Raw genomic sequence first — 20,028 nt, 5'->3', positions numbered from 1 at the left:
GTCTTGACCTCGTGTCTTGTTCAAACTCTTGTTCAAACGATGGGATGGTGCACGGTGACCAGCTTGGTGCCGTCGGGGAAAGTCGCTTCCACCTGAATATCCGGGATCATCTCGGCCACGCCATCCATCACGTCCTCGCGCGAGAGCACGGTCGTGCCCTCATGCATCAGCTCCGCCACGGAGCGGCCGTCGCGTGCGCCTTCCATGATGGCGGCGGTGATCAAGGCCACCGCCTCGGGATAGTTGAGCTTGAGCCCGCGCGCGCGGCGGCGCTCGGCCAGCAGCGCGGCGGTGAAGATCAACAGCTTGTCCTTCTCTCGCGGAGTGAGTTCCATCTTGGTATTCCCGTTGTTTTTTGTGTTGTCCGTGCGGTGTGCGATGAACAATGCTTGCGTCGGCACCTACGTCGCCCACAGCCTCAGGGGCCTGGCCGGCACACCGTGGATCGGTTCGCGCAGCGCGCTCCACGCCGTGACCATCAAGTGCCTGACCGCTTCCATCTGCGCGCCCAGCACGCGCAGCAGCAGCATCGACTGGCCGTCCTGCTCGAGCCGCGTCACGCCGGCGCGCAGGTCCGGCCGATACGGCAGCTGCTCGGCCAGCATCTCGGCGAGTTCCTGCGTGGCACCGTCACCTACCGCCCACAGCGTGCCCATGACATTGAGCCCGTCCAGCCCGGCCACCGCCTGGCGCAGCGCAGACGCCGCGTCCAGCTGCGCGCTCTCGATCCACAGCGCGCGCTTGCCGCCGCCCTGCACCCGGGTCTCCATGCCCAGCGTGCCGCGGCTCCAGGTCTCGCCGCTGGCCTGCCGGCCCAGCACGACCGCATCCCAGCCGATCGCGCTGGCACCGGGCGCCACCGTCACGGTGGTGGCAAGGCGCGCGTGCGCGTCATCGAAAACGATGTTCTCCTGCGGCAGCCAGTCCACCCGCGCGCCGGCTTCCAGCGTCAGCGTGACGCGCTGCGCGGCCTCCCGGCCGAGCGACTTGTACCACTTGGTGGCGCCAGGCGTCGCCAGCACCGCATGGGCGCCGGCGCCCACCGTCACGTCGATGTCCAGGCTGTCGCCGCCGGCCACGCCCGCGGGCGGATGCAGGATCACCACGTGGCAGATCGAGCCCTCGGGATAGAGTGGCTTTTGCACCAGCAACGGCCCCTGGTGCCGGCGCTCGACCAGCGCGCTGCGCTCGGCGCGCGCGGCAAAGCGCAGGCGCAGGCTGGCCTCCCATGCGGGTGGCACGGCGAGGGTCGAAGGAAAGTCGGGATGACGCATGAATGTTGGAATGGCGGAGGCAGCCGGCAATGCATCGTGCCCTGGATGCGGGCATCATAGCGCGCAGCCGGGGGCACTGGAAGTGGTATTCGAGGCGGCATTCGAAGCGGCATCCGAGGCCGCACTCGAGGCCACATTCGGGACGGCACCCGATCGGCTGCCGGCAAGCGTCCGTCCTCTCCCGCACAGCGGGAGAGGGGGAACACACCAGCACTACGATCATGCGGCACCGCGTGTCGCATCACACCGCGATGAGCTCCCGCACGCCCTCCTCTTCCATCTTCGCGCCCTCGCCCCTTGCCACCACTTCGCCGCGGCTCATCACCACGTAATGATCTGCCAGGTGCCGGGCGAATTCGTAATATTGCTCCACCAGCAGCACCGTCATGCCGAACTCGTCCACCAGCAGGCGCAGCGCGCGCCCGATGTCCTGGATGATCGAGGGCTGGATGCCTTCGGTCGGCTCGTCCAGGATCAGCAGTTCGGGCTCGCTCATCAACGCGCGGCCGATCGCCAGCTGTTGCTGCTGGCCGCCGGAGAGATCGCCGCCGCGGCGCTGGCGCATGCTGCGCAACACGGGAAACAACTGGTAGATGCGGTCCGGCACGCCCGACGGGCTCTTGAGGCTGGCCGCGCCGATCAGCAGGTTCTCTTCCACCGTCAGGCGCGGGAAGATCTCGCGGCCTTGCGGCACGTAGGCCAGCCCCGATGCGACGCGCTCATACGGCGGCTTTTTCTCCAGCGCCTGCCCCGCCCAGCTGATACTGCCGCTCTTGGTCGGCACCACGCCCATCAGGCATTTGAGCAAGGTGCTCTTGCCCACGCCATTGCGGCCAAGCAAGGTCGTCAGCTTGCCTTGCGGCACCTCGAAGGTGACGTTGCGCAGGATGTGGCTGCCGCCGTAGAACTGGTTGAGTGCATTGACCTGCAACATAGTCTCGTTCCTTTTTTCGATCCGGCCCTGCGCCTAGCGGCCGAGATAGGATTCGATCACGCGCTCCTCGCGCTTGACGGCGTCGAGCGTGCCTTCGGCCAGCACGCTGCCCTCGGCCAGCACCGTCACCTTGCCCTCATCGCCGGCCAGTGCGGCGACGAACTCCATGTCGTGCTCCACCACCATCATCGAGCAGGTGCCGCGCAGGCTGTTGAGCAGCTTGGCCAGCTGCATGGTTTCTTCATCGGTCATGCCGGCCACCGGCTCGTCCAGCAGCAGCAACTGCGGCTTCTGCATCAGCAGCATGCCGATTTCCAGCCGCTGCTTCTGCCCGTGCGACAGCAAGCCGGCCGGACGATAGGCCTCGTCCTCCAGCCCCGTCAGCGCCAGCGTTTCCTCGATGCGGCGATGCCCTTCGGCGCCCAGGCGCGCGCGCAATGCAGTGAACCAGCGTTTGTCGCCCTTCGTCGCCAGCTCCAGGTTCTCCCACACTTCGTGCTGCTCGAACACGGTAGGCTTCTGGAACTTGCGGCCGATGCCGGTCTGCGCGATCTTGGGCTCGGTCATGCGCATCAGGTCGATGCTCTGGCCGAGGAACACGCGCCCGCTCACGTTGGCGTTGCGCGGCCCGGTCTTGCCGGTGATCACGTCCATCATGGTGGTCTTGCCCGCGCCATTGGGCCCGATCACGCAGCGCAGCTCGCCGTGGTCGATCGACAGCGTCAGCTTGTTCAGCGCGCGGAAACCGTCGAACTGCACGGTCACGTCTTCCAGGTAAAGGATGGGGCCGTGCGAGACGTCGATGACGCCCGGCTCCATGACGCGGCCAAGGCCCGTGGTGCCGCCGCTTTCGGCCTGTTGTGCTCCCAGTGCTGCGTTCATGCTTCCCCTCCGCTGCGGGTGGCGGCCGCCGGCGCATTCGCCGCGTTGCCCGGCGTGGCCTGCGGGCTGGCGCGCAAGGCACGCGCGCGCTTGAGCAGGCCGATCACGCCATCCGGCATGTACAGCGTCACCAGCACGAACATCGCGCCCAGCAGGAACAGCCAGTACTCCGCGAAGTAGGCCGTGAACATGGTCTTGGCGCCGTTGACGATAAAGGCGCCGATGATCGGGCCGATCAGCGTGCCGCGTCCGCCCACGGCCACCCAAACCGCCATCTCGATGGAGTTGGCCGGCGACATCTCGCCCGGGTTGATGATGCCCACCTGCGGCACGTAGAGCGCGCCGGCGATGCCGCACAGCACGGCCGAAAAGGTCCACACGAACAGCTTGTAGCCAAGCGGGTTGTAGCCCGAGAACATCACGCGCATCTCGGCATCGCGGATCGCGGTCACGACCCGGCCGAGCTTGGACGTCACGATGTAGCGGCAGGCGATGAAGCCGGCCAGCAGGGCAAGGAACGTCAGCACGAACAAGGCGGTACGGGTCTGCGGCGCGGCCACGGCAAAGCCGGCGATGCGCTTGAAATCCGTGAAGCCGTTGTTGCCGCCAAAGCCCGTCTCGTTACGGAAGAACAGCAGCATGGCGGCGTATGTCATGGCCTGCGTGATGATGGACAGGTACACGCCCTTGATGCGCGAGCGGAAGGCGAAGAAGCCGAACAGCCACGCCAGCACGCCCGGCACCAGCACCACCAGCAGCATCGCGTAACCGAGATGCTCGGTGCCGTGCCAGAACCACGGCATCTCCTTCCAGTCGAGGAACACCATGAAGTCCGGCAGGTCGCTCTTGTAGACGCCTTCGCGGCCAATGCTGCGCATCAGGTACATGCCCATGGCATAGCCGCCAAGCGCGAAGAACAAGCCGTGGCCGAGGCTGAGAATGCCGCAGTAGCCCCATACCAGGTCCAGCGCGATCGCGGCCAGCGCGAAGCACATGATCTTGCCGATCAGCGTCAGCGCATAGGCCGACAGATGCATGGGATGGCCTTCGGGCACCAGCAGCGCGCACACCGGCACGCCGATGCCCACCACCAGCGCGATCACCAGCAAGGCGGTCCAGCTGCGCCCGGAGAACAGCGGCTGGCGCTCCGGCACGGCCAGCCGGAAACCCGCCGTGGATGGATTCGAGAGTGAAGTCTTCATCATGCCTCCGCGCTGCGCCCTTTGAGCGCGAACAGTCCCTGCGGGCGCTTCTGGATGAAGAGCACAATCAGCACCAGGACAAAGATCTTGGCCAGCACCGCGCCATAGAACGGCTCGATGAACTTGTTGATCAGGCCCAGCCCGAAAGCACCAATGATGGTGCCCGCGAGCTGCCCCACGCCGCCCAGCACCACCACCATGAAGGAGTCGATGATGTAGGCTTGCCCGAGGTCAGGGCCGACATTGCCGATCTGCGACAGCGCGCAGCCGCCCAGGCCAGCGATGCCCGCGCCAAAGGCAAAGGCGTAGCTATCCACCTTCCAGGTGCGCACGCCCACGCAAGCCGCCATGGTGCGGTTCTGCGTGGTGGCGCGCACGAACAGGCCAAGGCGGGTGCGGTTGAGCACGGCCCAGGCCACCGCCACCACCGCCAGCGCAAACACGATGATGACCATGCGGTTGTACGGCAGCACCATGCCGGGCAGCCATTCGATGCCGCCGCTCATCCAGGATGGATTGGCCACTTCCACGTTCTGCGCGCCAAACAGCGTGCGCACCGCCTGCATCAGCAGCAGGCTCACGCCGAAGGTGGCCAGCAGCGTTTCCAGCGGGCGGCCGTAGAGATGGCGCAGCACCAGCCGCTCCAGCACGAAGCCAACCACGGCGGAGGCGAGGAACGATGCGGGCAACGCGAACAGCAGGTACCAGTCGAACGCGCTGGCGAAGTGCGCGCGGAACACGCCCTGCACCATGTACGTGGCGTACGCGCCGATCATCAGGAATTCGCCGTGCGCCATATTGATGACGCCGATCAGGCCGTAAGTGATGGCCAGCCCCAGCGCGGCGAGCAGCAGCACGCTGCCCAGGCTCAGGCCGGCAAAGAGGTTGCCGATCAGCTCGGCGCGGCGCTGGTCGCCGCGCAGGGCGTCGAGCGCCTGCTGCGCGGCGCCGCGCAGTTCGGCGTCGGGCTCGCGAAAATTGCCGGCGGCGTCCTTTTCCAGCAGCGGCTGCAACTTCTGGCGGCTCTGCGGATTGCTGTCGCGGCCAAGGATGCGGATGGCTTCGAGGCGATCGTCGCGGCTGCCATCGGCCAGCACGATATTTGCCCAGATCACATCGAGCTTGGTGCGCAGGCCGGCGTCGGCCTCGGCCTTGCGCGCGGCCTCCACCACCGGGCGCGATGCGCTGCCCGGCTGGTCCAGCAGCGTATTGACTGCCTGCGTGCGCACCGCCGCATCGGGCGATTGCAGCAGCGTGCTGCTGGCGGCACTGTCCACCATCGCGCGCAGGCTGTTGTTCAGGGTGAGCGCTTCGAGCGCATCGGGCTTGACCGTGACCGGCGTGCCGCTGATCGCGTCCACCAGCTTGTCGCCGTCCTGGCGCACCATGCCGACGCCGGGCGCATATTGCAGCGTATCGTCCTGCAAGGCCTTGAGGATGGGGCCGGCCTGCGCCACCGGAGCCTTGGTCAGTGCGGTGATCGCGGCGGTCTTGGCGTCGAAGTCGTCTTCGGCCAGCGGCTTCAGGTCGGCCTGCGTGAGCGGCGCGGCCCACAGCGGGCACGCAGCCAGCAGGAGCAGCGCGGCCAGCATGGCGCGCAACCGTGAAGCGAGAGAGAACGATAAGGGTCGGTGCATAAGGTTTGCGAGTCGCGCGCGGCGAAGCACGCGCGTCACCTTGATCGGCGTGACGATTTGCCGCCACCGCGCCGAAGCGGCGGACAGCATGCGAAGAGGCAAAGGCACTGCCTGGCGCCCTCCCCTCTCTCACCAGCCGCGAGGCCAAGCGGGGGAGCAGGAGAGCGCCAGGCGGGAGCCCTGCTTACATCACCTTGTCCGGCTTGCCTTCGTTACCCGCGATGAACGGGCTCCACGGCTGCGCGCGCACGGCCTTGGGCGTCTTCCACACCACCGTGAACTGGCCATCGCCCTTGATCTCGCCGATCATCACCGGCTTGTACAGGTGATGGTTCTCGCCCATGGTCAGGGTGAAGCCGTCCGGCGCCTTGAAGGTCTGGCCATACATCGCGGCACGCACCTTGTCGGGATCGGTCGTGCCGGCCTTCTTGACGGCCTGCGCCCACATATGGATGCCCACGTAGGTGGCTTCCATCGGGTCGTTGGTCACGCGCTTGTCGCCGCCCGGCAGGTTGTTCGCCTTGACCCACGCCGCCCATTGCTTCTTGAAGGCTTCGTTTTCCGGGTTCTTGACCGACATGAAGTAGTTCCACGCGGCCAGGTGGCCCACCAGCGGCTTGGTGTCGATGCCGCGCAGTTCTTCCTCGCCCACCGAGAATGCCACCACCGGCACGTCCTTGGCCTTCAGGCCTGCGTTGCCCAGTTCCTTGTAGAAGGGCACGTTGGAGTCGCCGTTGATGGTGGAGATCACGGCGGTCTTGCCGCCTTGCGAGAACTTCTTGATGTTGGCGACGATGGTCTGGTAGTCGCTGTGGCCAAACGGCGTGTAGACCTCTTCGATATCCTTGTCCGCCACGCCCTTGCTCTTCAGGAAGGCGCGCAGGATCTTGTTGGTGGTGCGCGGGTAGACGTAGTCGGTGCCCAGCAGGAAGAAGCGCTTGGCGCCGCCGCCTTCCTTGCTCATCAGGTATTCCACCGCGGGAATGGCCTGCTGGTTGGGCGCCGCGCCGGTGTAGAAGACGTTCTTGGACATTTCCTCGCCTTCGTACTGCACCGGATAGAACAGCAGCGAGTTCAGCTCTTCATAAACGGGCAGCACCGACTTGCGCGACACCGAGGTCCAGCAGCCGAACGTGACGGCAACCTTATCCTTGGTGATCAGCTGGCGCGCCTTCTCGGCGAACAGCGGCCAGTTGGAAGCGGGATCGACCACGACCGGCTCAAGCTTGCGGCCAAGCACGCCGCCGCTCTTGTTGATCTCGTCGATGGTCATCAGCGCCACGTCCTTGAGCGAAGTCTCGGAAATGGCCATGGTGCCGGACAGCGAATGCAGGATACCGACCTTGATCGGCTCCTTGGACTGCGCCAATGCCAGCGGGCTCACGCCTGCCGTTGCAAACAAGGCCGCGGCGGCTACCGCCGACAGCTTCAGCATGTCACGTCTTTTCATTGCAGCTCCCAGATTGTCGTGTTGGATAAAGGAACAACGCACCCCGGGTACCTCTTCTGCAACTAGCATGCCATGGCATACAAGCTTGTATACAAGGCTGTGCACACGGCCTGGCGAGCCTCCAGAGGCCGCCAGGCCACCTATCGCACCACGATAGTGCGCAAACGTAACGCACCAAGCCTGTGCGCCGCCGCCGGCTGATTCAGATTGGGGCACATGGCGGCACGCATGTTGCGCCGTGCCTTGCCCGAATCCGCAATCGGCTCTATGGTGGCCTCTCGATTGCGCGCCAAGGCGTTGCCGCATGCGCCGCGACTACCCAGAAAAAGCACGACGGAGACAGCCCATTGAAAGCGTCAACGACGCCCGGCGCGGACCAGATCGTCATCATCGGCGCCGGTGTGGCCGGCATGTGCATGGGCATCAAGCTCAAGCAAGCCGGCGTCGACGACTTTGTCGTGCTGGAGAAGGCCGGCACGGTGGGCGGCACCTGGCGGGACAACACCTACCCGGGCTGCGGCTGCGACATCCCCTCCCATCTTTATAGTTTCTCGTTCGCGCCCAAGCCGGACTGGTCCAGCGCATACTCGCCCCAGCCGGAGATCCATCGCTACCTGCAGCACTGCGCCGAGCGCTTCGGGCTGCTCGGGCATATCCGCTTCGGCACGGAGGTCACCGAGGCGCGCTACGACCAAGCCGCCTGCCTGTGGCGAGTGCGCACCAGCAACGGCGACACCATCGCCGCGCGCATCCTCGTCAGCGGCACCGGGCAGCTCAACCGCCCGCTGACACCGGATATTGCAGGACTGGATCACTTTGCCGGCACGGCCTTCCACTCCGCGCGCTGGCGGCATGACGCCGATCTGCGCGGCAAGCAGGTCGCGGTGATCGGCAATGGCGCCAGCGCGCTGCAGTTCATCCCGCGCATCGCGCCGGAAGCGGGCAAGCTGACGGTATTCCAGCGCAGCGCCAACTGGGTGCTGCCGCGCAACGGCGAGGCCTATACGCCCGGACAACAGGCGCGCTTCGAACGGCACCCGTGGACTGCCCGGCTGCATCGCTGGCACCTCTACCTGCAGCGTGAACTGCGCTTCGGGCGCATGCAGCGGGACAGCGGCCGCAACCGGGAACTGGAAACGCTGGCGCGCCGCTACCTCGCGCACATGATTCCCGACCCGGTGCTGCGCGCCAAGCTCACGCCCGATTACCCGATCGGCTGCAAGCGCATCCTGATCTCCGACGATTTCTACCAGGCGCTCAAGCGGCCGAACGTCCATGTCGAGACCGCCCGCATCGAGCGCGTCGAATCCGACGCCGTGGTCACGGCCGACGGCGCCAGGCATCGGGCCGACGCCATCGTCTTCGCCACCGGCTTCGACGCCCGCTCCTTCCTCGCGCCGATCCGCATCACCGGCCGCCACGGCCACACCCTGGCCGATCAGTGGCGCGAGGATCCCGAGGCGTATCTCGGCATGACGGCGCCGGGATTTCCCAACCTGTTCGTGCTGTACGGCCCCAATACCAACCTGGGCCACAACTCCATCATTTTCATGCTCGAGTGCCAGGCCCGCTATGTCCTGCGGTGCATCCAGGCCTGCCGCTCGGCGCGCTTCGCCTCCATGGAGGTGCGCCCGGAGGTGGTGACGCGCTTCAACCAGGCGTTGCAGGCGGCCATTGGCCAGACCGCGTGGGCGGGCTCGTGCAGCAGTTGGTACAAGTCGGCCAGCGGCAGGGTCATCAACAACTGGTCGAGCCATGCCACCGCCTATTGGTGGAAGACGCGCAAGCCGGACTGGGGGCACTTTATGCTGCGCCATGCCGGCGAGCGGCCCTAGCATTGCCCGGCCGCCGGCACCTGCCACATCGACGACATCGACGACATCGATTGCATTGACACCCACCGTTCGAGGAAGACTTCACATGCAGCGGCTGCAAGACAAAGTGGTCATGGTCACCGGCGCCGCGTCCGGCCTGGGCGCGGCGTTTGCGCGCGCGGCGGCGCAAGCCGGTGCGCGCGTGGTGCTCGCCGACATCGACGATGCCACCGGGACAATCCTGGCGCAAGCGCTGCGGGCGCAAGACGTGCAAGCGCATTACCAAACGCTGGATGTCACCAGCGAGGCGGACTGGGAAGCCGCCATGGGCGCGGTGCGCGAACGGCACGGCAAACTGGACGTATTGGTGAACAACGCTGGCATCGCGCTGCGCGGCTCGGTGGCGGATTGCACGCTGGCCGACTGGCAGCGCACGCTCGACGTCAACCTGACCGGCGTATTCCTGGGCTGCCGCGCCGCGCTGCCGCTGATGGGTGCGGGTGGCTCCATCGTCAATGTTTCCTCGGTCTACGGCCAGGTGGGCGGCGCGCAGGTTGCCGCCTACTGCGCGGCCAAGGGCGGCGTCACGCTGCTCACGCGCTCCGCCGCCCTGCACGGCGCCACGCTCAATCCGCCGGTGCGGGTCAACTCCATCCACCCCGGCTTCGTCGACACGCCGATGGTCCAGGGCGCGCTGGACCAGCGCGATGCCGGTGGCGGCACCGCACGCGCGCGCATCGAAGCCTTCACGCCCCTTGGCCGCCTGGCTACGCCAGAGGAAATCGTCGGCGTGTTCCTGCTGCTGGCCAGCGACGAGGGCCGCTACATCACGGGCTCGCAGTTCACGGTCGATGGCGGCATCACCGCCCAGTAAGCCTGTCCACCCAGCCCGCCAAAAGAAGCCAAGGGAGTTCGACATGCAACGTCTGGAAATCGCGTCGGTGCCTATCCGAACCAGCCTGATCGAGGCCGGCAGCGGACGGCCGACTCTTCTTGTGCACGGCACCAGTTCCAGCGCGGAAACCAACTGGGCAGCGCTGCTGCCCGGGCTCGCGCAGCGCAGGCGCTGCCTGGCGCCGGACCTTGCGGGCTCTGGTGAAACCCGTGACGACGGCGCGCCACTGACGCTCGATGCGCTGGTCGGACAGGTGCGCGACTGCATGGCGCTGGCGGGAGACCAGCCCGTGGACCTGGTCGGTTATTCGCTAGGCGGCGTGGTGGCCGCCACCGCGGCCGCGCTGATGCCGGAACGCGTGCGGCGCCTGGTCTTGTTTGGCGCCTGGGCGCGCACCGATAGCCGCATGCGCCTGCTGTTTACGCTGTGGCAGTCGCTGGCGCGGTCGGACCGCCATCAACTGGCGCGCATGGTCCTGCTCAATGGCGTATCGGAGCGTTTTATCGCGTGCATGGACGACGCCACCGTGGAGGGCATGCTGCGGCGCTTCGGCGCGAGCCTGGCGCCCGGCAGCGACCGCCAGGCCGGGCTCGACGCCATCATCGACATCACGCCGCTGTTGCCCCGCATCCGCGCCGCCACGCTCGTGATCGGCATGCGCCACGACCAGATGGTGCCGCCGGCGCATTGCCAAGCGCTCGCCGCGGCGATCAGTGGTGCCAGCTACGCGGAGATCGACAGCGGGCACCTGGTGATGCTGGAACAGCCCGAGCGCCTGCTCGCACTGATCGAGCAGCACCTGGATTCTGCGACCACCAGCACAAGCGAGCGCCAAGCCAACACGTTGAACCGATCTTAAGGCTGACCGATGAACACACTTGCGTCCTACCAGCCACGCAGCGCCTGGGCCATGGCCTCGATGCTGACCTGGCTTTCGCTGATCAACTTCCTCGACAAGATCGTGCTGGGCATGGTCGCCGTGCCGCTGATGGCAGACCTGAAGCTGCCGCCGGCCGAGTTCGGCCTGATCGCCAGCAGCTTCTTCTGGCTGTTCTCGCTATCCACCGTGCTGGTCGGCTTTCTGTCCAATCGCGTGGCTGCGCGCTGGCTGCTACTGGCGATGGGCTTGTCGTGGGCTGTGCTGCAGGTCCCGCTGGCGCTGGCGGGATCGGCCATGACCATCCTGGTGTGCCGCATGCTGCTTGGCGCAGCCGAAGGGCCAGCCTTCCCGATCTCCGTGCACGCGCTGTTCAAATGGTTTCCGGACCACAAGCGCAACCTGCCAGTGGCGATGATCAACCAGGGGGCCACCGTAGGCCTGCTGCTGGCAGGACTGCTGATCCCGCTGGTGACGATCCGATGGGGCTGGCGCGCCAATTTCATGATCCTGGCCGGCATCGGCATGGCGTGGAGCGCAATGTGGCTCTGCGTGGGACGCGAGGGACCGCTCACGCAGGCAAGCGCACCACGCGCCGGCACCGCGGCCACGCCCGTGCGCCTGCCCTATCGGCGCATCTTCCGCGACCCGACCGTGCTGGCCTGCCTGGCCATTGGCTTTTGCGCATACTGGGCGCTGGCGCTGGGGCTGACCTGGCTGCCCGCCTACCTGGAAAAAGGCCTGGGCTTCGACCCGGTCACCACCGGGCGCTGGTATGCGGCCATCGTGGCCTCGGCCATGCCCGTCACGCTGATCCTTAGCTGGCTGTCGCAGCGCATGCTGCGCGCAGGTGCATCGTCGCGGCTCGCGCGTGGCGCGCTGATCTCGGTGGCCGCGCTGGCAGGCGGCGGCGTGTACCTGGCGATCGCATCGATCACGCTGGCGCCGGTGCCCAAGACCTTGCTGATTGCCGTGGCGGCATGCCTGCCGCCCGTGGCATTCGCCCTGACGCCGGCCATGCTCGCGCAGATCGTGCCGGAGAGCCAGCGCGGCAGCGTGTTGTCGATCCACACGGCGCTGATCACGCTGGCCGGCATCCTGGCGCCGGCGGTGGTGGGGCAACTGGTGCAGCGCCATGGCATGAACGGCGGCTTTGATGCGGGCTTCACGATCAACGCCCTGCTGCTGCTGGCAAGTGGCGTGATTGGCTTATGCTGGATCAATCCCGAGCGTTCCGCAAAGGCGCTCGCGGCCTCGCCGCAAGATATAGCGGCCGCGCGTTCGCCGGCCTGAGCTGCGCTCTGGGATGGCCGCCACCTGGCCGCGACGGCCGTGGCGGCCGTCGCGGCCTGTCAGGCTTACGAGTAACGGCGGCTGATGGATTCCGCCACGCACACCGGGCGCTCGCTGCCCTCGCGCTCTACCGTGACTTCCCAGTTGGACTGGGCGCCGACCAGCGCGGGCGCGTTCGGCAGGGGCTCCAGGCGCTCCACCGAGAGCAGCTTCACGCGCGCGCGCAGGCGGCTGCCGACCGGCACCGGCGCGGTAAAGCGCACGCGGTTCAGGCCATAGTTGACGCCCATCTTGACGCCCGGCATATCGAGCGCGTTGTGCATGAACGCCGGCAGCAGCGACAACGTCAGGAAGCCATGCGCCACCGGGCCGCCGAACGGCGATTCGCGGCGGGCGCGCTCCACGTCCACGTGAATCCATTGGTGATCGCCAGTGGCTTCGGCGAACTGGTTGACCTGCTGCTGGGTGATCTCGATCCAGTCGCTGACGGCCACTTCCTGGCCTTGCAGGCTTTCCAGTTCTTCGAGCGAAGCGATGGTACGCATGGTGTCTCCTTGTTGTACGTGTTGTACGTGTTGCACGTGTTGCACGTGTTGCACGTGTTGTCTGTAGTGGCCGGGATGGCCGGGATGAGGCTTGAGAAACGTCAGGCGGGCCGCCGTCCGTACATGCCCATGCCTTTGACGGTGCAGACCAGTTCGCCGCGCTGGTTGGTGGCTTCCCACTGGGTGTGGACCACGCCGCGGTCCGGCTTGGACGAGGAAGCGCGCGCATCCAGCACCACCAGCGACACGCTCAGCGTATCGCCCGCATAGACCGGCTTGAGCCAGCGGATTTCATCCACGCCAGGCGAGCCCATGCTGGCGGCCTTGGAGGTCATGTTGTCCACCAGCAGGCGCATCATGATCGAGCAGGTCATCCAGCCGCTGGAGATCAGGTTCTTGTAGATGCTTTTTTGCGCGGCTTCCTTGTCGATGTGGAAGGGCTGGGGATCATACTGGCGGGCGAAGGTGAGGATCTCCTCCTCCGTCACCAGGTGGGACCCGAGGTCGCGCTTGCTGCCGACGGCGAAATCTTCGAAATACAGGGTGGACATGAACCGCTCCGTCAACGATGAATGCGAGATGCGAGATGCGAGGCGCGAGAATCGCGGCAGAAAATACGAGATCAATTCATAACAAAAAACCGCGCCTGGGACAACCGGCGCGGTTTTTTGATTCAACCTGGATCAGACCGTTTCCAGGAAGCCCGGCTGTGTCGCAAAGCGCGACAGGTGATGATCGACATCCCCGAAGGTGGTGTTGATCAGCGTCAGGCGCTTGAACATGTGCGCCGCCGGCAGTTCGTCGGTAACGCCCATGCCGCCGTGGATCTGCACGGCCTCCTGGCCGACCGAGCGAGCCGCCTGGCCCACGCGCGCCTTGGCCGCCGAGGCAAAGCGACGGCGTTCTTCCGGGCTGGCCTCGTCGAACTTGGCGGCGGCCAGCAACGTGATGGAACGCGATTGCTCGGCGTGGATGAACATCTCCACCATGCGGTGCTGCAGCGCCTGGAAACGCGCGATCGGCACGCCGAACTGCTGGCGGGTCTTGGCGTATTCCAGCGTGGCGGCGTTGAGCGTGTCCATCACGCCGACGGCCTCCGCGCACAGCAGCACGGCGGCGTAGTCGGCCACCTGCTCGATCAGCGCAAACGCCGCGCCTTCGGTGCCCAGCAGTTCGCCCTGTGCGTCCTTGAAGGTGATATCGGCGGCGCGCAGGTTGTCGATGGTGCGGTAGTCGGTAATGCTGACGCCGGCTGCCTTCGGGTCCACCAGGAACAGCGAGATGCCATTGGTGTCGGCATCGGCGCCGCTGGTGCGGGCCGAGACGACCAGCTTGCCGGCTTGCGCGCCGTGAATGGTCACGACCTTGCGGCCATTGAGCTTGCCGCCCTTGGCCGTCACGCGCACATCGTTGAGCGCATAGCGGGCATGCGGCTCGTTGAAGGCGGTGGCCAGCTTCAGCTCGCCGCCGGCAACCTGCTCCAGCAGCGCATCCTGGCCGCCGGCCAGCTTGAGCGCGTAGGCGGCAACCACGGTGGCGAAGTACGGCTCGACCACCAGGCCGCGGCCCAGCTCCTGCATCACCACCATCATGTCGATGGGCGTGCCCGAGAAGCCGCCCTGCGCTTCCGGCACCGGCAGCGCGGTCAGGCCGAGCTCGACCAGCGCGCCCCAGGCGGCATCGCTATGGCCAGCTTCGGCCTTGATGCCCTTCTTGCGGGTCTCGAAATCGTAGTCTTTGTCGATGAAGCGGTGGACGGCGTCAGCCAGTTGCTTCTGTTCGTCGCTGAGATTGAAGTTCATATCGCGTGTCTCCTCACAGCCCCAGGATCATCTGGCTGATGATGTTCTTCTGAATTTCGTTGGACCCGCCGTAGATGGAGGTCTTGCGATAGTTGAAGTAGTAAGCGGCCAGCGGCGCGGCGTCGTCGTAGCCAGTCACCGCGTGTTCGTGCTCGCATTCCAGGTAGGCGGTGTCGAACGGCTGGGCGTAGGGGCCGACGGCCTCCACCATCAGCTCGGTCAGCATCTGCTGGATCTCGGTGCCCTTGATCTTGAGCATCGATGCCTCGGGGCCGGGGCCCTTGCCAGCGCTCTCGCTCGACACCACGCGCAGGACGGTCAGCTCCAGCGCCATCAGCTCGATCTCCAGCGCGGCAACCTTGGCGCCGAACAGCGGGTCTTCCAGCAACGGGCGGCCGTTCTTCTGCTGTTGCTTGGCCACACGCTTGAGGAAGCCCAGCTCACGCTTGGAGTTGCCCACGCGGGCGATGCCGGTGCGCTCATGGCCGAGCAGGTACTTGGCGTAGGTCCAGCCGCGGTTTTCTTCGCCGACGCGGTTTTCCACCGGCACCTGGACGTTGTCGAAGAACACTTCGTTCACTTCATGCTCTTCGTCGAGCATGATGATCGGGCGCACGGTGATGCCCGGGGTCTTCATGTCGATCAGCAGGAAGGAGATGCCCTCTTGCTTCTTGGCTTCGAAATCGGTGCGGACCAGGCAGAAGATCATGTCGGCGTGCTGGCCGAGCGTGGTCCAGGTCTTCTGGCCGTTGACGATGTAGTGCTTGCCGTCCGAGGTCAGCTCGGCGCGGGTCTTCAGCGACGCCAGGTCGGAACCCGAGCCCGGCTCTGAGTAACCCTGGCACCACCAGTCGGTGCAATCCAGGATGCGCGGGAGGTAGTACGACTTCTGCTCCTCGCTGCCGTACTTCATGATCACGGGCGCGACCATGGCCACGCCAAAGGGCAGCACGCCGGGCGCGCCGACGCGGGCATTTTCCTCGTCCCAGATATGGCGCTGCGTGGCATTCCAGCCCGTGCCGCCATACTGCACCGGCCAGTGCGGCGCGGACCAGCCACGGCCCGCCAGCAGCTTGTGCCAGCGCACCAGGTCGTTGCGGTTGGGGCGGCGGTGGTTCAGAATCTTGCTGCTGATTTCCGCCGGCAGGTTGGCCTCCAGCCAGCCGCGCACTTCGGCGCGGAAGGCATCGTCGGACGCCGAATAGTTGAGATCCATGCCCGTCTCCAGTGATGCCGGTGTGAGACCGGCAGATTGTTCTAGCTAGCGCGTCATGCGCCGGCAAGAACACTGCCTTGGGCACAGGACGCTATTCAGTGAGCCGTCTGCTTGAGCGCATCGGGCACCACGAGCTGGAAAGTATCGATGCCTTCTTCGGCAAGGGCCTGCACTTCGTCCGGCGACGCCGTGCCGCGGATCCCGCGTTCCGGCGCTTCGTCGTAGTGCATGCGCCTGGCCTCTTCGGCAAAGCGTTCGCCCACATCCTCGGTCCGCGCCAGCACCTGCTTTACCGCCTTCAGGTAAAGCGACTGCAGTGTGGCCGGCGCCACAGGGGCCTTCGCCCCGGCCGGATTGCCCGCCGGCGCGGCGGCCGCTCCCGAGAGATTCAGGCGCGGCGCGCTGGGCAGCCGGGTGATGGCATGGTCTTCGCAGACCGGACATTGGACGAGATTTCGCGAAATCTGCGATTGCGCGTCGTCCTCCGAAGCAAACCAGCCCTCGAAACGATGGTCTTGCGCGCAGCGCAGGTCGAGCACCTTCATGATGTTTCCAGCCCGTCGAAAGCTATAGTATCCGCGAAACGGAATTTTGTGAACGGTCGTGCTAATTTTTTTGCAGCCATTATGCGCGCCCTTGGCGGGGAGCCTTGTGCAAACGGGGATGAGGTATGGCTGCGATCACACGGCTAAATGGGATTTTACGCTGTTGGGAGGTGGGATGCGTTAGGGCGTCTGGTCTCTTGCGGGCGCTATTGGTTGTTGGGGTCTGGCTTGGGGTTGGGGCGGTGTTGGCTTTTGCAGCCAAGGTGCCGTACGACATCGCCCTTTTGGGTTGGTCGCTGTTTATTTGAGCGGCGATGGTTTTTGGACCCAAGGGCCATACGACATCCCCCTGCGGGGGCTGCCGGTCACTTTTCTTTGACCGGCAAAGAAAACTAACGAAAAGAAAGCCGCCCTGCCGGGAGCAGAGCAATCAGGCTGTTTTGCCTCTGTGGTTGCGTCGTACGGCCCGGAGTGTTGGCTAGCCAATCCTACCGACCCAAAGGGCATCGTTTCTGCATGCCCCAATGGTCGCGTGGTGGTGCCCCTGATCGCTTTGCTCGGTGCGCGTTCGGGCATCTGCCGTTCGCGGTGCGTAGCGCCACGATCTTGCCTGCCTCGGTGGTTTCGTGGTTTTGTCTCTGGCGGCGGGCGCCCGGCCATTTGAGGCCCTGCCGTACCGGCGCGAGCGGCACCTTGCTACCGGCCCCCCCTGGTTTCGTGATGGGCACCGTGGCCCGTCCGCGAGGGCCGCGCTTGCACCTCACCGCGCTCGTCCTCCGAGACAAAACCACGAAACCAGTCACGCCCGATACGGCGCAGCACTTCGCCCCGCGAACGGCAGATGTGGGAACGGTCACCGCGCACGAGGTCAGGGGCCGCACCACGTAACCATTGGATCATGCAGAAACGATGCCCTTTGGGTCGGTAGGATTGGCTCGCCAACACTCCGGGCCGTACGACGCAACCACTGCCCCACATAAGCCTTATTGCTCTGCTCCCGGCAGGGCGGCTTTCTTTTCGTTAGTTTTCTTTGCCGGTCAAAGAAAAGTGACCGGCAGCCCCCGCAGGGGGATGTCGTATGGCCCTTGGGTCCAAAAACCAACGCCGCACAAAGAAAACCCAACCAAGGCAACAAGCGCCAACGGTTCTGCCCTTCCCCACACCCCCCTTTATCCCGGTAACACCTGCTCCCCCGCCCCCCAAACCCCCGACACCACCTTCTCCAGCCAAAACGCCCCAATAATCGTCTTCACATCGGTAATCCGCCCCGAGCGCACCCAATCGATCACCTGCCCCGCCGGCACGATGAACGTCTCGAGGAATTCGCCTTCATCGAGCTGCGCCGGCCCGGCGGTCAGATCCCGCGCCAGGAAGATATCGATAAACTCGGTGGAATAAGAAATGACGGGATGGATGCGCGTGAGGTAATCCCAACGCCGCGCGCTGTAGCCGGTTTCCTCCCGCAACTCGCGCTCGCCGCAGCGCTGCGCGCCTTCCTGGGGATCCAGCTTGCCGGCAGGAAACTCCAGCATCACTTCGCCAACCGGATAGCGGTACTGCCGCTCCAGCAGCACGGTGCCATCGTCGAACAGCGGGATCATCATCACCGCGCCCGGATGCAGCACGTATTCCCGCCCGGCATGCTTGCCGTCGGGCAGCTTGACGATATCTTGCTTGAGAGTGAGGAATTTGCCTGTGTGCAGCGTGGCGGACGCCACGCACACTTCCTTCAGGCCTTGATCGCCGCCAGCGGCGATCTCGCTAGCGTCCAGCGTGTCAATCTTGTCGCTCATGAAAGCTCCGGGTCCGGACGCGGCCGGCCCGGGCGCCTTCGCTACCCGGCTGTCAAGCCGCGCGATGTTTGACGAGGTACTGCCAGGTGAAGCCCGGGAAGGCGAACACCAGCATCATGCAAGCGGTAATGGCGTAGAACTGCCAGCCCTGCGGGAAGGCGTTGCCCAGCCCCGCCTCCACGGCGAAGCCGGCCAGGCCTGCCACCACATACCAGGTGATCAACTCAGCCAGCCTCATCCACAGCGGCTTCCTGGCGAAATGCAGCGGAATCAGCGCGAACAGCCGCTGGTTGATGAACGGCAGGTTGGCACAGACCAATGCCAGCAAGATGACAAACCAGCCCGCCGCAGATGAACTCATATCGCTACGCCGCCGTGGTGCATCAGGACGCCAGCGTGGCGCGGATCGCCTGGTAGCACAGGTTCATCAGCGCCGCGGGGAACAGGCCCAGGGCAATGATGACCGCGCCGTTCAGCGTCAGCATCGAACGCAGCCCGAAGCTGGACTCCAGCTTGCGCTCGTCGGCCGGTGCATCGAAGTACATCAGCTTGACGATGCGCAGGTAGTAGAACGCGCCGATCAGCGAGAACAGCACGGCCACCACGGCCAGCCAGGTCATGCCGCTCTTGACCACGGCTTCGAGCACCGCCAGCTTGGCGTAGAAGCCCATGGTCGGCGGGATGCCGGCCAGCGAGAACATCATCACCAGCATCAGCAGCGCGTACCAGGGGTTCTTGCGCGACAGGCCCTTGAGGTCGTCCAGGGTCTCGGCTTCGAAATCCTTGCCGGCGCGCAGCAGCACGATGCCGAAGGTGCCCAGCGTGGTCAGCACGTAGGTCACGGCATAGAACATCGACGAACCGTAGGCGCTGGCGGCGCCGTCGGCCTTGCCGTCGGCCACGCCGGACAGCAGGCCCAGCAGCAGGAAGCCCATGTGCGAGATGGTGGAGTAAGCCAGCATCCGCTTCAGGTTGGTCTGCACGATGGCGGTCAGGTTGCCGATGGCGAGAGACGCCACGGCCAGCACCATCAGCATGACTTGCCAGTCCACCGCCAGCGGCAGCAGGCCTTCCACCAGCAGGCGCAGCGCCATGGCGAACGCAGCCAGCTTGGGCGCGCCAGCGATCAGCAGCGTCACCGCGGTCGGCGAGCCCTGGTAGATGTCCGGGATCCACATGTGGAACGGTGCGGCGCCCATCTTGAACGCAATGCCGGCCACGATGAAGACCACGCCGAAGGCCAGCATGGTGGTGTTGACGCGGCCCGATTCCACCACGCGGAACACTTCCGCGAGGTTCAGCGAGCCGGTGGCGCCGTACAGCATGGACATGCCATACAGCAGGAAGCCCGAAGCCAGTGCGCCCAGCACGAAGTACTTGATGGCGGATTCGGAGGTCACGCGGTTGTCGCGGCGCAAGGCCACCAGCGCATAGGATGCCAGCGACAGCAGCTCCAGGCCCAGGTACAGGGTCAGGAAGTTGTTACCGGTGATCATCACGATCTGCCCGCCGAGCGTAAACAGCGCGAGCATGTAGAACTCGCCGCTGAACATGTCGCGGTCGGCCAGGTAGCTACGGGTGTAGACCAGCGTGACGAACAGCGCCGCGGAAGCGAAAGCCGACAGCAGGTTAGCCATCGGGTCCACGACCACCAGGTTGGCGAATGCGTAGTGGGTCTCGCCGGCGACGCCGTTGATGCCGAACCACACGGTCAGCACCAGCGTGGTCAGCAGCGACAGCGGATAGGCCACGCTGGTGCGGTTCTTGCCACGGGCAAGGTCGATCCAGTTGACCGCGGCGATCGCGATCGCCAGGAAAATGATTGGCGCCACAGGTGCCAATGTCGAGGACGGTTGCATGTTTGTTTCT

19 protein-coding genes are annotated in these 20,028 nt (G+C 65.6%); 4 read left to right on the top strand and 15 right to left on the bottom strand.

Features of this window, described 5'->3' with window-relative positions:
• Positions 1-32: 32 nt before the first annotated feature.
• The 7 genes from AC1Q7Q_RS01495 to urtA form a co-directional block, all read right to left on the bottom strand.
• Positions 33-335 carry an urease subunit gamma gene (locus tag AC1Q7Q_RS01495; protein WP_043351444.1) on the bottom strand — a complete coding sequence of 101 codons (303 nt, stop codon included), beginning with the start codon at positions 333-335 and terminating at the stop codon, positions 33-35.
• A gap of 66 nt (positions 336-401) precedes the next feature.
• Complete coding sequence (locus AC1Q7Q_RS01490) at positions 402-1,274, bottom strand: urease accessory protein UreD (protein ID WP_492376156.1); 873 nt, start codon at positions 1,272-1,274, stop codon at positions 402-404.
• A gap of 241 nt (positions 1,275-1,515) precedes the next feature.
• Positions 1,516-2,208 carry an urea ABC transporter ATP-binding subunit UrtE gene (gene urtE / locus AC1Q7Q_RS01485; RefSeq protein WP_006156811.1) on the bottom strand — a complete coding sequence of 231 codons (693 nt, stop codon included), beginning with the start codon at positions 2,206-2,208 and terminating at the stop codon, positions 1,516-1,518.
• A 33-nt stretch (positions 2,209-2,241) separates the two neighbouring features.
• Positions 2,242-3,090: an urea ABC transporter ATP-binding protein UrtD gene (gene urtD / locus AC1Q7Q_RS01480; protein WP_492376155.1), complete on the bottom strand. Its 849-nt coding sequence runs from the start codon at positions 3,088-3,090 to the stop codon at positions 2,242-2,244.
• On the bottom strand, positions 3,087-4,292 hold the full coding sequence (gene urtC, locus AC1Q7Q_RS01475) for an urea ABC transporter permease subunit UrtC (protein ID WP_492376163.1): 1,206 nt from the start codon (positions 4,290-4,292) through the stop codon (positions 3,087-3,089). Before urtC ends, urtD begins: the two co-directional genes overlap by 4 nt.
• A complete protein-coding gene (gene urtB / locus AC1Q7Q_RS01470) occupies positions 4,292-5,929 on the bottom strand; it encodes an urea ABC transporter permease subunit UrtB (RefSeq protein WP_492376154.1) in 1,638 nt (545 codons plus the stop codon). Before urtB ends, urtC begins: the two co-directional genes overlap by 1 nt.
• A gap of 184 nt (positions 5,930-6,113) precedes the next feature.
• Positions 6,114-7,379, bottom strand: a complete 1,266-nt coding sequence (gene urtA / locus AC1Q7Q_RS01465; protein WP_150983768.1) for an urea ABC transporter substrate-binding protein — start codon at positions 7,377-7,379, stop codon at positions 6,114-6,116.
• Between the two features lie 347 nt (positions 7,380-7,726).
• Between urtA and AC1Q7Q_RS01460 the strand changes: the two genes are divergently transcribed.
• The 4 genes from AC1Q7Q_RS01460 (at position 7,727) to AC1Q7Q_RS01445 (ending at position 12,258) form a co-directional block, all read left to right on the top strand.
• Complete coding sequence (locus AC1Q7Q_RS01460; protein WP_492376153.1) at positions 7,727-9,214, top strand: flavin-containing monooxygenase; 1,488 nt, start codon at positions 7,727-7,729, stop codon at positions 9,212-9,214.
• An 85-nt stretch (positions 9,215-9,299) separates the two neighbouring features.
• Positions 9,300-10,067 (top strand): SDR family oxidoreductase, encoded by a 768-nt coding sequence (locus AC1Q7Q_RS01455; RefSeq protein ID WP_492376152.1) that lies wholly within the window; start codon positions 9,300-9,302, stop codon positions 10,065-10,067.
• A 43-nt stretch (positions 10,068-10,110) separates the two neighbouring features.
• Positions 10,111-10,947 carry an alpha/beta fold hydrolase gene (locus tag AC1Q7Q_RS01450; protein WP_492376151.1) on the top strand — a complete coding sequence of 279 codons (837 nt, stop codon included), beginning with the start codon at positions 10,111-10,113 and terminating at the stop codon, positions 10,945-10,947.
• Between the two features lie 9 nt (positions 10,948-10,956).
• Complete coding sequence (locus AC1Q7Q_RS01445) at positions 10,957-12,258, top strand: MFS transporter (protein ID WP_492376150.1); 1,302 nt, start codon at positions 10,957-10,959, stop codon at positions 12,256-12,258.
• 65 nt (positions 12,259-12,323) lie between these two features.
• On the opposite strand, the gene AC1Q7Q_RS01440 is transcribed toward AC1Q7Q_RS01445, so the two are convergent.
• The 8 genes from AC1Q7Q_RS01440 to nuoN form a co-directional block, all read right to left on the bottom strand.
• On the bottom strand, positions 12,324-12,803 hold the full coding sequence (locus AC1Q7Q_RS01440; protein ID WP_150983766.1) for a MaoC family dehydratase: 480 nt from the start codon (positions 12,801-12,803) through the stop codon (positions 12,324-12,326).
• Between the two features lie 101 nt (positions 12,804-12,904).
• Positions 12,905-13,354 carry a MaoC family dehydratase gene (locus AC1Q7Q_RS01435; RefSeq protein WP_043344764.1) on the bottom strand — a complete coding sequence of 150 codons (450 nt, stop codon included), beginning with the start codon at positions 13,352-13,354 and terminating at the stop codon, positions 12,905-12,907.
• Between the two features lie 132 nt (positions 13,355-13,486).
• Positions 13,487-14,605 carry an acyl-CoA dehydrogenase family protein gene (locus AC1Q7Q_RS01430; RefSeq protein WP_150983763.1) on the bottom strand — a complete coding sequence of 373 codons (1,119 nt, stop codon included), beginning with the start codon at positions 14,603-14,605 and terminating at the stop codon, positions 13,487-13,489.
• Positions 14,606-14,618: 13 nt separating this feature from the next.
• Positions 14,619-15,821: an acyl-CoA dehydrogenase family protein gene (locus AC1Q7Q_RS01425; protein WP_492376149.1), complete on the bottom strand. Its 1,203-nt coding sequence runs from the start codon at positions 15,819-15,821 to the stop codon at positions 14,619-14,621.
• 95 nt (positions 15,822-15,916) lie between these two features.
• On the bottom strand, positions 15,917-16,366 hold the full coding sequence (locus AC1Q7Q_RS01420) for a DUF1178 family protein (protein ID WP_492376148.1): 450 nt from the start codon (positions 16,364-16,366) through the stop codon (positions 15,917-15,919).
• A gap of 1,169 nt (positions 16,367-17,535) precedes the next feature.
• Positions 17,536-18,159, bottom strand: coding sequence for an NUDIX domain-containing protein (locus AC1Q7Q_RS01415; protein WP_150983757.1), 624 nt, complete (start codon positions 18,157-18,159; stop codon positions 17,536-17,538).
• Between the two features lie 52 nt (positions 18,160-18,211).
• Positions 18,212-18,520, bottom strand: a complete 309-nt coding sequence (locus AC1Q7Q_RS01410) for a DUF2818 family protein (RefSeq protein ID WP_492375498.1) — start codon at positions 18,518-18,520, stop codon at positions 18,212-18,214.
• Between the two features lie 22 nt (positions 18,521-18,542).
• Positions 18,543-20,018 (bottom strand): NADH-quinone oxidoreductase subunit NuoN, encoded by a 1,476-nt coding sequence (gene nuoN / locus AC1Q7Q_RS01405; RefSeq protein WP_492375499.1) that lies wholly within the window; start codon positions 20,016-20,018, stop codon positions 18,543-18,545.
• Positions 20,019-20,028: the final 10 nt, after the last annotated feature.

The sequence above is a fragment of the Cupriavidus sp. GW823-FHT07A04 genome (genome assembly GCF_058794615.1).
This window is presented reverse-complemented; position numbering and strand designations above follow the sequence as displayed.

Excerpts from the sequence above, each read along its gene's own strand:
- AC1Q7Q_RS01495 (WP_043351444.1), bottom strand. The coding sequence starts at position 335 with ATGGAACTCACTCCGCGAGAGAAGGACAAGCTGTTGATCTTCACCGCC.
- AC1Q7Q_RS01490 (WP_492376156.1), bottom strand. The coding sequence starts at position 1,274 with ATGCGTCATCCCGACTTTCCTTCGACCCTCGCCGTGCCACCCGCATGG.
- urtE (WP_006156811.1), bottom strand. The coding sequence starts at position 2,208 with ATGTTGCAGGTCAATGCACTCAACCAGTTCTACGGCGGCAGCCACATC.
- urtD (WP_492376155.1), bottom strand. The coding sequence starts at position 3,090 with ATGAACGCAGCACTGGGAGCACAACAGGCCGAAAGCGGCGGCACCACG.
- urtC (WP_492376163.1), bottom strand. The coding sequence starts at position 4,292 with ATGAAGACTTCACTCTCGAATCCATCCACGGCGGGTTTCCGGCTGGCC.
- urtB (WP_492376154.1), bottom strand. The coding sequence starts at position 5,929 with ATGCACCGACCCTTATCGTTCTCTCTCGCTTCACGGTTGCGCGCCATG.
- urtA (WP_150983768.1), bottom strand. The coding sequence starts at position 7,379 with ATGAAAAGACGTGACATGCTGAAGCTGTCGGCGGTAGCCGCCGCGGCC.
- AC1Q7Q_RS01455 (WP_492376152.1), top strand. The coding sequence starts at position 9,300 with ATGCAGCGGCTGCAAGACAAAGTGGTCATGGTCACCGGCGCCGCGTCC.
- AC1Q7Q_RS01450 (WP_492376151.1), top strand. The coding sequence starts at position 10,111 with ATGCAACGTCTGGAAATCGCGTCGGTGCCTATCCGAACCAGCCTGATC.
- AC1Q7Q_RS01445 (WP_492376150.1), top strand. The coding sequence starts at position 10,957 with ATGAACACACTTGCGTCCTACCAGCCACGCAGCGCCTGGGCCATGGCC.
- AC1Q7Q_RS01440 (WP_150983766.1), bottom strand. The coding sequence starts at position 12,803 with ATGCGTACCATCGCTTCGCTCGAAGAACTGGAAAGCCTGCAAGGCCAG.
- AC1Q7Q_RS01435 (WP_043344764.1), bottom strand. The coding sequence starts at position 13,354 with ATGTCCACCCTGTATTTCGAAGATTTCGCCGTCGGCAGCAAGCGCGAC.
- AC1Q7Q_RS01430 (WP_150983763.1), bottom strand. The coding sequence starts at position 14,605 with ATGAACTTCAATCTCAGCGACGAACAGAAGCAACTGGCTGACGCCGTC.
- AC1Q7Q_RS01425 (WP_492376149.1), bottom strand. The coding sequence starts at position 15,821 with ATGGATCTCAACTATTCGGCGTCCGACGATGCCTTCCGCGCCGAAGTG.
- AC1Q7Q_RS01420 (WP_492376148.1), bottom strand. The coding sequence starts at position 16,366 with ATGAAGGTGCTCGACCTGCGCTGCGCGCAAGACCATCGTTTCGAGGGC.
- AC1Q7Q_RS01415 (WP_150983757.1), bottom strand. The coding sequence starts at position 18,159 with ATGAGCGACAAGATTGACACGCTGGACGCTAGCGAGATCGCCGCTGGC.
- AC1Q7Q_RS01410 (WP_492375498.1), bottom strand. The coding sequence starts at position 18,520 with ATGAGTTCATCTGCGGCGGGCTGGTTTGTCATCTTGCTGGCATTGGTC.
- nuoN (WP_492375499.1), bottom strand. The coding sequence starts at position 20,018 with ATGCAACCGTCCTCGACATTGGCACCTGTGGCGCCAATCATTTTCCTG.